This is a genomic window from Nocardia blacklockiae (genome assembly GCF_015477355.1).
GTDB lineage: Bacteria > Actinomycetota > Actinomycetes > Mycobacteriales > Mycobacteriaceae > Nocardia > Nocardia blacklockiae.
Genome location: NZ_JADLRJ010000012.1, coordinates 165,163 through 180,996, shown reverse-complemented (window position 1 = coordinate 180,996; position 15,834 = coordinate 165,163). Strand labels below are relative to the sequence as shown.

The window sequence follows — 15,834 nt, the reverse complement described above, 5'->3', positions numbered from 1 at the left end:
TCAACGGAGAGAAAAATGGGTCACTACAAGAGCAACGTCCGCGACCTGGAGTTCAACCTCTTCGAGGTCCTGGGCCTGGGTTCCATTCTGGACAGCGGCGCGTTCGGCGATCTGGACGCCGACACCGTCAAAGAGATGCTCGCCGAGGTTCGCCGCCTCGCCGAGGGCCCGCTGGGCGAGTCCTTCGCCGACGCCGACCGCAACCCGCCCGTGTTCGACCCGGAGACGCACAGCGTGTCGATCCCGGAGTCGTTCAAGAAGAGCTACCGCACCCTGCAGGAGGGCGGCTGGGACTCCTACGCCGTCGCCGAGGAGCTGGGCGGCATCAAGTTCCCGCGCAGCGCCTACTGGGCCATCGGCGAACTGGTGCTCGGCGCCAACCCGGCCGCGTTCATGTACGCCGCCGGCCCCGGTTTCGCGAACATCTTCTTCAACAACGCCACCGAGGAGCAGAAGGGCTGGGCGAAGATCGCCGTCGAGCAGGGCTGGGGCGCCACCATGGTGCTGACCGAGCCCGACGCCGGCTCCGACGTCGGCGCCGGCCGCACCAAGGCGATCCGGCAGGAGGACGGCTCCTGGCACATCGAGGGCGTCAAGCGCTTCATCACCTCGGCCGACTCCGACGACCTGTTCCCGAACATCATGCACCTGGTGCTGGCCCGCCCCGAGGGCGCCGGCCCGGGCACCAAGGGCCTGTCGCTGTTCTTCGTGCCGAAGTTCCACTTCGACCACGAGACCGGCGAACTGGGCGAGCGCAACGGCGTGTTCGTCACCGGCGTCGAGCACAAGATGGGCCTGAAGGTCTCGGCCACCTGTGAGGTCACCTTCGGCGGCCACGGCATTCCGGCCAAGGGCTGGCTGGTCGGCGAGGTGCACAACGGCATCGCGCAGATGTTCGAGGTCATCGAGCACGCCCGAATGATGGTGGGCACCAAGGCCATCGCGACCCTGTCGACCGGTTACCTGAACGCCCTGGAGTACGCCAAGCAGCGCGTGCAGGGCGCGGACCTGACCCAGATGACCGACAAGGCCGCCCCGCGCGTCACCATCACCCACCACCCCGACGTGCGCCGCAGCCTGGCGATGCAGAAGGCGTACGCCGAGGGCCTGCGCGCGGTGTACCTGTACACCGCCGCCCACCAGGACGCCGTTGTCGCCGAACAGGTTTCGGGCGCCGACGCCGATCTGGCCGCGCGCGTGAACGATCTGCTGCTGCCGATCGTCAAGGGTGTCGGCTCGGAGCGGGCCTACCAGTACCTGACCGAGTCGCTGCAGACCCTGGGCGGTTCGGGCTTCCTGCAGGACTACCCGATCGAGCAGTACATCCGCGACGCCAAGATCGACAGCCTGTACGAGGGCACCACCGCGATCCAGGCGCAGGACTTCTTCTTCCGCAAGATCGCGCGCGACCGCGGCGTGGCGCTGGCCCACGTGGCCGGCCAGATCCAGAAGTTCATCGACCGCGAGGGCGGCAACGGCCGGCTCAAGGCCGAGCGCAAGCTGCTGGCCACCGCGCTGGAGGACGTGCAGGGCATGGCCGCCACCCTGACCGGGCACCTGATGGGCGCCCAGGAGGACCCGAACGAGCTGTACAAGGTCGGTCTGGGTTCGGTGCGGTTCCTGCTCTCGGTCGGTGACCTGCTCATCGGCTGGCAGCTGCTGCAGCAGGCCGAGATCGCGATCAAGGCGCTGGACAACGGTTCGACCGAGCCCTTCTACCAGGGCAAGGTGGCGATCGCGCAGTTCTTCGCCCGCAACGTGCTGCCCGAGCTGACTGCGACCCGCGCGGTGCTGTCGAACCTCGACAACGACATCATGGAGCTCGACGAGGCGGCGTTCTGATCGCGCGCTGAGCGGCACTCGAAAACGAAGGCCCCGCAACCGGTTTCCCACCGGTGGCGGGGCCTCGTTGCCGTAACGAACCCCAGCTGTGATCGCGATGTGATGATTGTTCGGCTCGCACACCGCACATCGGCGGGCCGGAGCAGGCACAATACCCACGGCGTCACAGATCGGAAGGGGAGCGGAGCATGAGAAGACTGCCTGCACTTGCCGGAGCGTGCGCGGCGGTCGCGCTGCTGGCGCTGGCGGCCTCGCCGGCGGGTGCCGATCCCAACAACATCAACCCGATTCCGGGGTTGAACGGGGTCAACGGTCTACCTCATCTGGACGGCGCCACCCAGGCCGTCTACCAGGTGACGGGCATGGCCTCGCCGAACCGCACCCAGGACAGCAACGTGATCGGCACCGACCTGGGCATCATGTGGGACGACGGCCGCGGCCAGATGCTCACCGCCTACGGCGACACCGCCGGGCTGGGCATGCCGAACCTGCTGGCCGGCAGCATGTGGGCGTGGCGCTCGAACGTGCTGTTCCGCAGCCCCGCGGGCGCGAACCCGGCCGACGGCATCCGCTACAGCAGCTTCGTCGACAACCCGCTGCCCAGCCCGAAGATCCCCGGCATCGAGATCAGCTTCATCCCGACCGCCGGCATCTCGGTGGGCGGCGTGCAGTACATGAGCATGATGTCGGTGCGCGACTGGGGCCCGGACGGGCACTGGGACACCAACTTCTCCACCCTGGCGGTCTCCGGTGACGGCGGGCAGACCTGGGCGCAGCTGCCGACCACCCGCCGCGCCGACGAGGGCGGCTTCCACAACTTCCAGCAGGCCGCGTTCCTGAAGGCGGACGGCTACGTCTACCGGTACGGCACGGCGGCCGGGCGTGACAACGCCGGCTTCATCGCGCGGGTGAAGGAACCCGACATCGCCAATATCGACGCCTACGAATACTGGGACGGCGGCGCCTGGAAGCTCAACGACGTGAACGCGGCCAAGCCGATCGTCGGCGGCGTCGGCGAGCTGTCGGTGATGTGGAACGACTACCTGGGCCAGTACGTCATGACGACGACCGACCCGGCCAACTCGGTCGTCCTGCGGACCGTGCCCGCCCCCGAGGGACCGTGGAGCGAGCCGCGCGTGCTGATCGACGCCCGCGAGCTGCCCAGCGCCTACGCGCCGATGATCTACCCGTACCAGACCGGCAGCGACCTGTACTTCCTGGTCACCCAGCACCGGCAGTACAACGTGATGCTGATGCGGACGCGGCTGTAGGTCCGGTCGGCGTCAGGCGTGTGAAACGTTGTCTGCCAAGCATCCCCGCAGCCGCCGCAACGCGTCGCGCATGCGGCTCTTGATCGTCGGCAGCGGCACGTCCAGGCTCCGGGCCACCTCGCGGTAGGTCTGCCCGCGGTAGTAGGCCAGCGCGACGGCCTCGCGCTGGGTGGCGGTGAGGCAGTCCAGGCAGCCGCGCACGGCCTGCTCGTCGAGCCGCTGGCCGACGGCCTCCACCACCATGTCGTGGTCGCGGCCCGGATGGGTGTGCCCGTAGGCCGCGTCGCGGGTGTACGAGGTCGCCTCGGTGCGGACGCGGTCCACCGCGCGCCGGTGGGTGAGCATCATCAGCCAGCCGATCGGGGTCGCCAGCCGCGGGTCGAAGGTGTGCGCTTTCGTCCAGACCTGTAGGTACACCTCCTGCGTGATCTCCTCCGCGACGGCGCGATTGCGGGCGATCCGCAGGGCCAGCCCGAAGACGCGCGCGTTGGTGGCCCGGTAGAAACGGGTGAACGCGTCGCGGTCGCCGGTGCCGGCGGCGGACAACGAGGTGATCAGTTCCGCCTGCGAATTCCCCTGTGCGCGATCGGTTTCCGGGCCGGGTGGCGGGCGGCCGGTCGTCGTCCGCTCGCTCGGTCGCGGGTTTCGCCGGAGTCGTATCGGGACGGATCCTGGCGTGCCGGTCATGGGCGTCCTCCTGCCTCCCTGGCTAGGCCTTCGACATGCCCGGCGATGCGGTTTGGTAATCGCTCCGAGATTCGTCAAGTTTTGTGGACTCGACGGAACCGGCCGGTCGTTCGGCGCGAGCGGACGTGCGGGTGCAGCGGCCGTATGCGGTGTCATTAGGCTCTTCGGCGTGCTGCTTTCCGATCGCGACATTCGCGCCGAGCTGGCCGCGGGACGGCTGGCGCTGGAACCGTTCGAGGAGAAACTGGTCCAGCCGTCGAGTATCGACGTGCGCCTGGATCGGATGTTCCGGGTGTTCAACAACACTCGCTACACCCACATCGACCCCGCGCAGCGGCAGGACGAGCTGACCAGCCTGGTCGAGCCCGCCGACGGGGAGCCGTTCGTGCTGCACCCGGGCGAGTTCGTGCTCGGCTCCACGCTCGAGGTGTGCACGCTGCCCGACGATCTGGCCGGACGCTTGGAGGGCAAGTCCAGCCTGGGCCGGCTGGGCCTGCTTACGCACTCCACGGCCGGATTCATCGACCCGGGCTTCAGCGGGCACATCACTCTGGAACTGTCGAACGTGGCGAACCTGCCGATCACGCTGTGGCCAGGCATGAAGATCGGCCAGCTGTGCCTGTTCCGGCTGAGCAGCCCGGCCGAGCACCCCTACGGCAGCAGTGCCGCGGGCTCGAAGTATCAGGGTCAGCGCGGGCCGACACCCTCCCGCGCCTACCTGAACTTCACGTCGCCGAACGGTTCCTGACCCGGCGAGTACGGGGCCCTACCGAGTCGATCGTTCCGGCAACACGTGGCTACCCGACTTGTCCGTGGACAGGGCCAGCGAGCTGATGTACTGGATCTCGCCCTCGGGCCCCGGGACCGCCGAGGCGATCATGTCGGGGCGCTCGAATTCCAGGCCCGTGACCGCGCAGGGCAGGGTTTCGCCGGACGGGTTGCCGTGCTCGTCGAACATCGGCAGATCGATGCCGTCGTCGGCGCGGCGCAGGTAGTACTTGCCCTTGGTGGCCAGTGCCGTGAGCGGCGTGGCGACGAAGGCGATCAGCACCGCCACGATCGGCGAATACGGCTTCAGGGTGTCGCCGAAGACGCCGAAGAATGTCGCGATCGACAGCACCGCGGACAGCCCGAAGCCGACCAGCCCGACCGGATTGAAGTCGTAGAGCATGCCCCGGCGGAATTCCGGCTGCTTCGGCGAGATCTTCAGCAGGTACTTGTTGACCGCGATATCCGTGGCGACCGTGACGATCCAGGCGATGCCGCAGTTGGCGTAGAAGCCGAGGATGTCGTTGAGGAAGTCGAACATGTTGGCTTCCATCAGAACCAGCGCGATCACCAGATTCAGGCCCAGGAACACCAGGCGGCCCGGATAGGTCTTGGTGACCCGGGTGAAGGAATTGGTCCACGCCAGCGAACCCGAATACGCGTTGGTCACATTGATTTTGATCTGGCTGATGACCACGAGCACCACGGCCAGGGTCATCGCCAGCCAGGACGGCACCATGTCGCGGTAGATCTCCAGGAACTGGTGCACCGGCTGATTCGCGATGTCCTGCGCGCCGGGCAGGCTGGCGATCAGATACACCGCCAGGAACAGGCCGACCACCTGCTTGATCGCGCCGAAGAGCACCCAGCCCGGTCCGGCCAGCAGCATCCAGCCCCACCACTTGCGGGAGTTCTCCGGCGTTTTCGGCGGCATGAAGCGCAGATAATCGATCTGCTCGGCGATCTGGGCGATCAGCGACAGGCAGACGCCGGCGGCCAGCAGCGCGCCGGTGAGGCTCACCCCCGTGCCGTCCTTGCCGCCGTAGGCGAAGAACGTGCCGATCGAATCCGGGTGCCGCACAACGAGGAACAGGAACGGCAGCACCATCAGCAGCAGCCACAGCGGCGTCGTCCACACCTGGAGTTTGGCCAGCGTGTTCATGCCGTAGATGACCAGCGGAAAGATGATCAGCGTCGAGACCAGATAGCCGAGCCACAGCGGAATGTGCAGGCCCAGTTCCAGGCCCTGCGCCATGATCGAGCCCTCGGTGGCGAAGAAGATGAAGGTGAACGAGGCGAACACCAGATTGGTGACGACCGACCCGTAGTAACCGAAACCGCTGCCGCGGGTGATCAGGTCCAGGTCGATGTTGTAGCGCGCGGCGTAATAGGCCAGCGGGAATCCGGTCAGCATGATGACCACGGCGAAGATGCCGATGCCCAGCAGCGCGTTGCCGGTGCCGTTGGCGATGCCCACGTTGGCTCCGATGGAGAAGTCGGCCAGATAGGCGATGCCGCCGAGCGCGGAGACGCCGACCACCGCCGGACTCCATTTGCGATAACTGCGCGGTGCGAAGCGCAGCGTGTAGTCCTCCAGGGTTTCCTTCGTCGCCGCGACCGAATTCGCCGGGCGGTTCTCTACGTCGACCACAGATACTCCTCAATCCGGCTCGCGAGAACGAGCAGGCTCGGGAGTCGAGGGTCCTGGGTGAATGTAGAGTCGGCTTTTCCGGCCCGTTACGGACCCGTTACGTCACATCATGGGATGAGATCGGCGCTATTGATCAGCAATCCTCGGTGACGGCCTTGGCGTACCCGGCCGACTGGTAGAGGTAGTTGTACGCCCACCGCCCGATCGAGACGCGCGGGCGCGCGTCGAGCAGGAGAATCTCACCGCCCCAGCACTTTCCGAGGACGTAGCGCGCCCGCGAGACGTGCGGCGTGAACGTCACCACCAGGACGCGGCGCCAGCCGCCCGCCCGCGCCCGCGCGGCCAGTTCGCGCCCCTCGCCGCGCGTGGTCCGCGGTTCCGGGTCGAAACACTCGACGCGAAAGCTGTACCCGCCGTGGCAGATCCGGTTCATCCGCGGGCTGTGCTCGTAGGGGTCGGAGAACACCACCAGCGGCGCGTAGCCGTCGTGGGCCAGCCGCAGCGCCAGTTCCTCGCGCCCGTCGTGCGCGCCGCCGAGCACCAGAATCGCGTCGGCCGGCGCGGGCCGGTCCACCCGCGGCCGCACGTAGACCGGCCACAGCGCCGCCACCAGCACGGCGGTCAGCACCGCCGCGACGCCCGCGGCCAGGGCCCATCGTCTGCGCACCCGCTCGATGCTATCCACCCGGCGCGACGCCGCGGAAAACCGTGCCGACCTGAGGGTTTCCGCCTGTACATCAGCTGTTGCCCGAGGACTTGCCTCGATGACGCGGTGCGGCCATCGCGGCCGCATACCAATCGATCATGCGTCTCACGGTTTTCGGGACTGGATACTTGGGAGCCACCCATGCCGCGTGCATGGCCGAGCTCGGGCACGAGGTGGTCGGGGTGGACGTCGACCCCGGCAAGGTCGCGAAGCTGTCCGACGGGGTGGTGCCGTTCTACGAGCCCGGGCTCGAGGACGTGCTGCGCCGCAACCTGGACGCCGGGCGGCTGCGGTTCACCACCTCCTACGAGGAGGCGGCCGCGCACGCCGACGCGCACTTCCTGGGCGTGGGCACGCCGCAGAAGAAGGGCGAGTACGCGGCCGACCTGAAGTACGTGCACGCCGTGGTGGACGAGCTCGCGCCGCTGCTGGAACGCCCGGCGGTGCTCATCGGGAAGTCCACCGTGCCAGTGGGCACCGCGGTCGAGCTGGGCCGGCGGGCCCGCGCCGCGGCGAGTGTGGACGTCGAGGTGGCCTGGAACCCGGAGTTCCTGCGCGAGGGTTTCGCGGTGCAGGACACCGTGCGCCCGGACCGGCTGGTGCTCGGCGTCGACCGCGACCGCGACAACGCCGCCTGGGTGGAAGATCTGGTGCGCGAGATCTACGCCGACCTGCTCGCCGCCGAGGTGCCGTTCCTGCTGACCGACCTGGCCACCGCGGAACTGGTGAAGGTCTCCGCGAATGCCTTTCTCGCCACGAAGATCTCGTTCATCAACGCGGTCTCGGAGGTGTGCGAGGCCACCGGCGCGGACGTCACGGTGCTCGCCGACGCGCTCGGCTACGACGCCCGCATCGGCCGCCGGTTCCTCAACGCGGGCCTCGGCTTCGGCGGCGGCTGCCTGCCCAAGGACATTCGCGCCTTCATGGCCCGCGCCGGCGAACTCGGCGCCGACCACGCGCTGGCGTTCCTGCGCGAGGTCGACAACATCAACATGCGCCGCCGCGCCAAGGTGGTGGACATGGCGGCCAAGGCGTGCGGCGGCTCGCTGCTCGGCGCCAACGTGGCGGTGCTCGGCGCGGCCTTCAAACCCGAATCCGACGACGTGCGCGATTCGCCCGCGCTCAACGTGGCCGGGATGATCCAGCTGCACGGTGCCGTGGTCACCGTCTACGACCCCAAGGCGCTGGAGAACTCCCGCAAGGTCTTCCCGACGCTCAACTACGCCACCTCCGTGGCCGAGGCGTGCGACCGCGCCGACGTGGTGCTGGTGCTCACCGAATGGGCCGAGTTCACGGCCCTGCGCCCGCAGGATCTGGCGCCGGTGGTGCGGGCCCGTTCCATCATCGACGGACGCAACTGTCTCGAACGCGCCACCTGGCGTGACGCCGGGTGGGTGTACGCGGGGCTCGGCACGTCGTAGGGTGTCGGACAGGTACAGTAACCACACCCGCGGCGAGTGCGTCAGCCTCGGAGCAGGCGGTTCGCGCGATGCGTCGGGGGCCCCGCGAATGCCGCCATATACTGGGCGTCGGCGATGGCCCCGGAGGAGGAGCCTGCGTACTCGCGAAGGTCTGGACGGCAGTCTGATTCGGCGTCGGCCATCCGCGTTTCGAAGGTGAGAGGCCGCGGCCTCGCGCGCATCGTGGAGTGAACGAGATGGGCAGCAGATGAGTTCGGTACTGGGAGTCTCGGTGGGGGCCGACGCCGTCCGCGTCGCACGCCCGCACGCCGGGAACACCGCCGAGCATCTCGATGCCGATCGTTTCGACGTGCACACCGCGCTCGTCGGCGGGCAGCGGGTGGAGGAGGTGGCCGCCGAGGCGGTCGCGGCCGTGCCCGACGTCGCCGCCAGCGCCGTGGCCTACCGTTCCGAACAGCACGCGCGTTCGGTGCGCGGGGCACTGGCGCGCCGGCAGCTCACCAACTACGAGCTGGTGCCGGAAGTCGTAGCGGCCGTGGAGTTTCTGCAGGCCGCCGGCGAGCTGTCCGGGCTGCGCACCATCGCGCTCTACGATCTGGGCAGCTCGGGGCTGTCGGTGAGCGTGGTCGACGTCGCCGGTCGGCACGTCCACTACAGCGAGCGCACCAGCGACATCAGCGGCGAGTACCTGGATTCGCTGATCCGCGAGCAGCAGATCGCCTCCGGCAGGATCGCCCATCCGCCGGACCCAGACGGTCTGGCCGAACTGGACGCGCTGTGCCGCACGGCGAAGGAACAGCTGTCGGTGACCACCGCCGTCGCGCTGCCGTCCGAGCACGGCCTGGTGTTGTTGTCGCAGGAGAACTTCGAGGCGCTGATCACGCTGGCCGTCGAGTCGTCGGCCCGGATGACCCGCGACGTGATCATCCGGTCCGAGCAGGCGGTGCAGGCGGTCGTCGTGATCGGTGGCTGTGCGCGGATCCCGCTGGTCCGGCAGGTGTTGGAGCGGTGGCTGAGCGGCATTCCGGTGTGGGTGCCCGCAGGGCCGGAATCAGTGATCGCGCGGGGCGCGGCGCTGCTGGCCCGCCCCGCGCACCCGATCGCGCAGCCCGCGATCATCGACCCCGAAACCGAACAGCTGCAACCGGTCTGGCTGGCGGAGCACCCGCCCGCGCGGCGACGGCGCCGCAACTCGGCCGACCGGGACGCCGCCGCGGGCGGCCCGATGCGGGAGCTGGCGTTCGGCCGGCGGCGCGAGCTGAGCGTGGCCGGTGTGGCGGTGGGCGCCCTGGTGGTGGTCGCCGCGCTGGGGCTGGGCCTCGGCTGGGGTCCGCAAGTCCTGCAAGGCGATTCGCACAGCAACTCCGCCCCGAGTTCGGCCGTCACCAGCGCCCCCCACACCGCGCCCCAGCCCTCGACCACGCCCGCCCCCGCCGAATCCACCAACGCCTCGATCGCCGCCCCGCCCCCACCCCGATGGCAGCCCCCCACCACGGAATCCGAGGCACCCCCACCGGGCCCGAACACCATCATCGTCCCGGGCCTACCCCCCATCGTCGTCCCCACCATCCCGCCTCTGTTCCCACCCCCCGCCCCACCCCAGCAACGCCGCTGAGCCACGCCCGTTTCTTCCGGGCTGCTCGCGGTCGTTCCGGTGCGCCTCCCATTGTCTCGCATGCCTTCCGTCATTCCGGCATGCTTTTGGCCGGAATCCACACCGGCACCGGCCTTGCAGTGGATCCCGGCCAAAAGCATGCCGGGATGGCGTGGTGCCGCTGCCGGGATGACGTGGTGCCGGTGCCGGAATGACGTGGTGCCGGTGCGGGGATGGCGTGGTGCCGGTGCCGGGATGACGTGGTGTACAGGTGCTGGGATGGGGCGGGTTGCCAAGCGTCAGTAGGGGTCTCGGGTGTTGTTCTCGGGCCAGCGGTGGCCGTAGTCGTCCGGGTCGTTCGCGCGGTGGCGGGATGAGGGGGCTTCGGTGGGGCGTTGGGGAGTGAACCAGTCGTTGTCGGTGGGTTCGGCGTGGCGGGGGGTGTGGCCGGGGGCCGGGTAGGCGGGGCGGCGTGGGGACGGGTGTGGATGGCGGGGGTGGTAGTCGTCTTCGGGGCGGTAGGCCGAGAAGCCTTGGGGTGGTGTGGGGTCGTCGGTGAACGGGGCGAAGGGCTGGGCTGGGGCGCTGTCCTCGGTGGGGCGGCGCGGTGCGCGCGGTTCTGCGGCGCGGGTGGTTTCGGCGGCGGCACTTATGGTTTCGGCGTCGGTGCGAGCGGCTCCGGCAGGAGTGCGGGTGGCTCCGGGGGCGGTGCCGGAGGCTCCGGTGGTGGTGCGGGAGCGACGCCCGGCGGCCGGGGGGCGTTGGCGGGCAGCGGTGTTCGATTCCGCGCGTCGAGTGTGCCGGTGGCGCTTGGGTTCCGGTGCCGGTGCGTAGCCGAGCGGGCGGGCCAGCAGTACCGCGATGGCCGTGGTCAGGGGCACCGAGAGCGCCAGGCAGATGCCGCCGACGGCGGAGCGGGTGATCTCGATGCCCACCGCGTCGCCGGTGAGCACGTCGCGGAACGAGCGGCCCGCCACCGAGAACAGCAGCAGCAGCGGCAGCGCGCCACCGGCGTAGGCGAGCACCAGGGTGTAGACGGTGCTGGCGATGTGGTCGCGCCCGACCCGCATGGCGGCCGTGAAAATCTCACGGCGGGAAGCCTTCTCGTCGAGGGCCGCGAGTTCGAACGCGGCCGACGCCTGCGTGATGGTCACGTCGTTCAGCACACCGAGCGAGCCGATGATGAACCCGGCCAGCAGCAGCCCCGTGATGCTCACATGCTGTAGATACGTGGCGACATTGGCGTTCTGCTCCTCCGACAACCCGGTGAGGTGGGTGATCTCCAGCGCCACCCAGGACAGCACCGCGGCCAGCACCATCGCGCTCAGCGTCCCCAGCAGCGCCGAACTGGTCCGCAGATTCACCCCGTGCGCGAGATACAGCACGGCGTACAGGATCAGCGACCCCGCGACCAGCGCCACCGGCACGGCCGGCTTGCCGTCGAGCAGCGCCGGCAGCAGGAACATCACCAGCACCCCGAACGCGAAGCCGAGACCGAGCACCGCGCGCAGCCCGCGCCAGCGCGCCACCACGACGATCACCACGACGAACGCCAGCGCGATGACCGTCAGCGGGAACCCGCGCGCGTAGTCGTCGAAGGAGTAGATGGTGGTGCCGCCCTGGTCGGCCTGCCGCACGATCCGGATGTCGTCGCCGACCCGCAGATCCGGCTGCCCGGGCCCGGGCGCGATCTCGAACAGCGTGTGCTTGCCCGCGTCCGGCCCGGAGCCGATGGCGACCAGACTGCGCTGGCAGGTGTAGCCGTTGCTGCGCGGCGGATTCGGGGTGTCGTCGAAGACGCGGCCGTTGGACAGGCTGCCGCACGGCCCGAGCTCCTGCAGGGTGACCTTGCCGGCCTCGGTGTGCACCGCGCCGCCGCCGCCGTTCTGCATCGGCAGGGGAATGTCGACGTGCTGGTGACTCGGCCACAACCAGACCACGCCGATCAGCACGAGCACGCCGATTCCGGTGAGAAGCCCGACCACGACCCGCGCCGCCGTGGCGCCGATGGCGATCGGTCCGGAGTGGTCGTGGTGATGATGGTGGTCGCTCACCGCTGCGAGCCTAATTGGTTTTCATTCTCGACACCGCGAGGGCCGGAGCGGGTGCCACGGAACGCGAGCGGAATCGGCACAGCGCGGAAAACCTGCTGGTGGAAGAGGTGGGAGGGGCGGCGGAGAGCAGGGGGATGTCTCCGCCGCCCGGGGGTTCGACAGCCCAGGGGGGGTAGGCCGTCGGAACCAGGGCTGAGCGGCCCAGGGGGTAGGCGGCTCAGCCGGGCACTCTCAGTGCCGAGGCCCACTGTACACAAACGGCCTTTCTTTGCGCTAGCTAAGTCTTCAAAAAGCTCACTTATTCGTACTCACGGTCTGTTTTCGCGCGCTTTGAGGAGCGCGCGGAATCACTGTCGGTAGCCGGCGAGGAAGTTGCCGAACCGCTCGATCGCCACCGCCAGGTCGCGCGCCCACGGCAGCGTCACGATCCGCAGATGGTCGTGCTGCGGCCAGTTGAATCCGGTGCCCTGCACCATCAGGATCTTCTCCTGTAGTAGCAGGTCCAGGATCAGCTTGGAGTCGTCGTGGATCTCGTGCACCTCGGGATCCAGCCGCGGGAACGCGTAGAGCGCGCCCTTCGGCTTCACGCACGACACCCCGGGGATCATGTTGAGCTTCTCCCACGCCACGTCGCGCTGCTCGAGCAGCCGCCCGCCGGGCAGGATCAGGTCCTCGATGCTCTGATGCCCGCCGAGCGCGACCTGAATCGCGTGCTGCGCGGGCACATTCGGGCACAACCGGGACGACGCCAGCAGGTCGATGCCCTCCAGGAAACCGGCCGCGTGCTCCTTCGGCCCGGTGATCACCAGCCAGCCCGAGCGGTAGCCGGCCACCCGGTAGGCCTTGGACAGGCCGTTGAAGGTCAGGCACAGCAGGTCGGGCGCGAGCGTGGCCAGCGAGATGTGCTTGGCGTCGTCGTAGAGGATCTTGTCGTAGATCTCGTCGGCCAGCAGCAGCAGCCGATACTTGCGAGCCAGGTCGACCAGCTGTTGCAGCACCTCCGAGGAGTACACCGCGCCCGTCGGGTTGTTCGGGTTGATGACCAGCAGCGCCTTGGTCTTGTCGGTGATCTTCGACTCGATGTCGGCGATGTCGGGCTGCCAGCCGTTGGCCTCGTCGCACAGGTAGTGCACAGGTGTGCCGCCGGCCAGGCTGGTCATCGCGGTCCACAGCGGATAGTCCGGCGCGGGGATCAGCACCTCGTCGCCGTTGTCCAGCAGCGCCTGCATGGTGATGGTGATCAGCTCGGAGACGCCGTTGCCCAGGTAGACGTCGTCGACGTCGAATTCCGGGAAGCCGGGCACCAGCTCGTAGCGGGTTACGATGGCCCGCCGCGCCGGCAGGATGCCCTTGGACTCCGAATAACCCTGCGCGACCGGCAGTGCCGCGATCATGTCGCGCATGATCACGTCCGGGGCGTCGAAGCCGAAGGGCGCCGGGTTGCCGATGTTCAACTTCAGGATGCGGTGGCCCTCGGCCTCCAGCCGCGACGCGTGCGCGTGTACCGGACCCCGGATCTCGTAGACGACGTTCTGCAGCTTGGTGGACTGCTCCAGCGTCCGCGGGGGCAGAGGATGTGACTGGCTGGTAGGGCTCACCCGTCCCATGGTGCCAGTTGCGGGCGAGGGCGTTTCCCGCACGCCGGACCGCGGTGGGTCAGGAGCCGCCCCCGGCCGGGATCACCCCCCGCGCCGTGCTCGCCACACAGAACTCCTCGATGCGTTCGTCCAGGCGGCGGGCCTCGCTCGCGCCCCGGAACTCCGGCCCGGCGATGCGGCGGCGGACGCCGCTGAGCCGCTCTTCGAGCTGGGCGATGCGCTTGTCCTCCGCCAGCTCCAGCACGGGTGTCAACGCGTCGGCCGCGCCGTCGAGGCTGCCGTTGATCAGGTGCGCGGTCGCGTTGTCCACGCGGGCCAGCGATTCCGCGCCGTAGGAGCGCCGCTCCTCGGGACCGTTCGCGTACAGCTCGATCGCGCGCTGGGTCGCCTGCAGCGCCGGTCCGGCCTGGCCGAGATGGATGTAGGTGGCGCCGGCGTAGTACTGGCTCTTCGGCTCGTTGAAACCGAAGACGCCGCCGACCTCGTCGTGCAGGTTGTCGGTGGCGGTGCCGTCGCGGGCGCCGTCGGCGGCGTCGATGCAGCGCTCGGTGTCGGCGGGGCTGCCCAGCTTGGCCCAGATGCGGGCCTCGATGTTGTGCAACCGCACCCGCGCCGTCGCCGACTCGGCGTACTGCTGGCCGTTCTGCGCCAGGGTCACCGCGTGACGCGGGCGGTGCGAGCCGTACTCGATCAGCGCCTGCATGCCGCGGGTCCAGGCGCGTAAACCGTTGTGCCCGCACAGTTCCGCGTAGGCCCACGCGGCGCGCGCCTGCTCACCGGCGGCGTCGTGGTACCCGAGGTCGGTGCTGGCATTGGCGAGCAAGCCGGACAGCGTGCCCGCCAGCAGATACAGATGCGTTGTGTCCGAGGGTCTCTGATGTCCTTCCAACAGCGTGTAGACGCGCCTGCGCACCCGCAGCATCTCCACCATCATCGGAACCGGCGGGACGTGGACGTAGTCGTTGGCGATGCGGGTGACATCTGCGTCGAGTTGCTCCAGAGCGGTGGCACCCACATTGGTGATCTCGGCCCGACCGGCGTGTTCGCTGGCTTCATGGGCAGCCGCCATGATCAGATCCCTCTCCGAAATCTCGGCTAACGCATCACCTCTCATCGCACCGGTGTCCACCAGAGCCAAGAGTTCCGCGTCGCTCGAATACTTGGCGCGCGCCGAATCGGTCGGGCGCGCATCACTGTCAGGCGCGGCGCGATCGATCAGGGGCTGATCGATCAGTGCCGCGAACCGTGCCCGCACGACCTCGTCGGACCTGGCAAGAGAGGTGTCCAGAGCGGCCTGGTTGACCGGGCGGGGATGGACCCGGGCGCCCCCCGCCTCCCACTTCGACACCAGCCGTTCGTGCACACCGAGGTGTGCCGCGAACTCCCGGATACTCATTCGCTTGGCATCGCGGAGGGCACGGGCCTCCTTACCTGACCACTGCCGGACCACGATGTCATCCCTTCCGCACGAACTCCGTACTCCAGAGTACGAGCGCGGGGTGATCGCAGCCACAGCCGAAACCGAGCTGGTATCAGCGCTTTCCGAGGTTACGGAACAGAGGCAGCGGAAGGGCAGCGCAAGGAGGGCGTGCGGGCGTTCCACATCGGTGACCGAGGCGGGAAGCTGGAACAGGATCGAGGGAGCTCGCCGTGAACGTGGAGAAACTCAGGACCGTCGAGGATTGGGTGGCGTTCTATCGGCACGAGTACGGGCTGCCGGTGAACGAGCGCGGGGGGTTCGTGATGCTCCCGATCACCGGCAGTGTCGGAATCGTGCACCTGCCCACCGCCCGGGCCGAGCGCGTTCGTGACTCCCTCGTCGCCCAGGGCACCGCCGGTCCGATGCTGGCCCGCCAGATCCGCTGGAGCTTTCTGGTGGTGCCCGACAGTCGTCCCGGCGCGCAGGTGCTGGACGTGCTCAACCGCTCGCACACAGGCATTCCCGCCATCGGAAGCGCCGTGATGTTGCCGACCGGTCTCGGCCGCTGGACCAGGGAAGGGTGCCACTGGATCCGGCCGCCGAGCCGCGACGACGAACTTCCACCCCTCTCGGTGGTCATCACGACGGCACTGACGGTGGGAGGCGGGGGCGAGGACTGACCGCAGACCGGTCCTCGCCGTCCCGCATCCGGGTCCGCCCCACCTTTCGGCAGTCGACGGGGCGGACCCGGACACGGGTCTGCGCGCTCGACCCGCAACGCAATTCGCCGGTCCGCTACCGGCAACATCCGTTCGCGGGATG

At 68.9% G+C, this 15,834-nt stretch carries 11 protein-coding genes and 1 pseudogene; 6 read left to right on the top strand and 6 right to left on the bottom strand.

The window, feature by feature from the left end:
• Positions 1–15: 15 nt before the first annotated feature.
• Both IU476_RS29035 and IU476_RS29030 read left to right on the top strand, forming a co-directional pair.
• The gene (locus IU476_RS29035; protein WP_195105464.1) at positions 16–1,842 is read left to right on the top strand and encodes an acyl-CoA dehydrogenase; all 1,827 of its coding nucleotides are present in this window, start codon (positions 16–18) and stop codon (positions 1,840–1,842) included.
• Between the two features lie 188 nt (positions 1,843–2,030).
• The gene (locus IU476_RS29030; protein WP_195105463.1) at positions 2,031–3,113 is read left to right on the top strand and encodes a glycoside hydrolase family 183 protein; all 1,083 of its coding nucleotides are present in this window, start codon (positions 2,031–2,033) and stop codon (positions 3,111–3,113) included.
• 12 nt (positions 3,114–3,125) lie between these two features.
• Here the strand turns inward: IU476_RS29030 and sigK are convergent, their stop codons facing one another.
• Positions 3,126–3,800 carry an ECF RNA polymerase sigma factor SigK gene (gene sigK / locus IU476_RS29025; RefSeq protein ID WP_195105462.1) on the bottom strand — a complete coding sequence of 225 codons (675 nt, stop codon included), beginning with the start codon at positions 3,798–3,800 and terminating at the stop codon, positions 3,126–3,128.
• Between the two features lie 169 nt (positions 3,801–3,969).
• Between sigK and dcd the strand changes: the two genes are divergently transcribed.
• Complete coding sequence (dcd, locus tag IU476_RS29020; protein ID WP_195105461.1) at positions 3,970–4,548, top strand: dCTP deaminase; 579 nt, start codon at positions 3,970–3,972, stop codon at positions 4,546–4,548.
• An 18-nt stretch (positions 4,549–4,566) separates the two neighbouring features.
• Here dcd and IU476_RS29015 read toward each other — a convergent pair whose 3' ends face one another.
• On the bottom strand, positions 4,567–6,219 hold the full coding sequence (locus IU476_RS29015; protein WP_195105460.1) for a purine-cytosine permease family protein: 1,653 nt from the start codon (positions 6,217–6,219) through the stop codon (positions 4,567–4,569).
• Positions 6,220–6,352: 133 nt separating this feature from the next.
• Positions 6,353–6,886: a YdcF family protein gene (locus IU476_RS29010; RefSeq protein WP_324194391.1), complete on the bottom strand. Its 534-nt coding sequence runs from the start codon at positions 6,884–6,886 to the stop codon at positions 6,353–6,355.
• Positions 6,887–7,023: 137 nt separating this feature from the next.
• Here IU476_RS29010 and IU476_RS29005 point away from each other — a divergent pair, with 137 nt between their 5' ends.
• Both IU476_RS29005 and IU476_RS29000 read left to right on the top strand, forming a co-directional pair.
• Positions 7,024–8,346 (top strand): UDP-glucose dehydrogenase family protein, encoded by a 1,323-nt coding sequence (locus tag IU476_RS29005; RefSeq protein ID WP_195105458.1) that lies wholly within the window; start codon positions 7,024–7,026, stop codon positions 8,344–8,346.
• A 247-nt stretch (positions 8,347–8,593) separates the two neighbouring features.
• Positions 8,594–9,961: a DUF7159 family protein gene (locus tag IU476_RS29000; protein WP_195105457.1), complete on the top strand. Its 1,368-nt coding sequence runs from the start codon at positions 8,594–8,596 to the stop codon at positions 9,959–9,961.
• Between the two features lie 770 nt (positions 9,962–10,731).
• On the opposite strand, the pseudogene IU476_RS28995 reads toward IU476_RS29000, so the two are convergent.
• From IU476_RS28995 to IU476_RS28985, 3 genes and pseudogenes are all read right to left on the bottom strand, one after another.
• Positions 10,732–11,994, bottom strand: a pseudogene (locus tag IU476_RS28995) (YibE/F family protein); the annotation flags it as partial.
• Positions 11,995–12,341: 347 nt separating this feature from the next.
• A complete protein-coding gene (locus IU476_RS28990) occupies positions 12,342–13,601 on the bottom strand; it encodes a pyridoxal phosphate-dependent aminotransferase (RefSeq protein ID WP_195105456.1) in 1,260 nt (419 codons plus the stop codon).
• A 49-nt stretch (positions 13,602–13,650) separates the two neighbouring features.
• A complete protein-coding gene (locus IU476_RS28985; RefSeq protein WP_500048437.1) occupies positions 13,651–15,042 on the bottom strand; it encodes a helix-turn-helix domain-containing protein in 1,392 nt (463 codons plus the stop codon).
• A gap of 200 nt (positions 15,043–15,242) precedes the next feature.
• Here IU476_RS28985 and IU476_RS28980 point away from each other — a divergent pair, with 200 nt between their 5' ends.
• Positions 15,243–15,692 (top strand): hypothetical protein, encoded by a 450-nt coding sequence (locus IU476_RS28980; protein ID WP_195105454.1) that lies wholly within the window; start codon positions 15,243–15,245, stop codon positions 15,690–15,692.
• Positions 15,693–15,834: the final 142 nt, after the last annotated feature.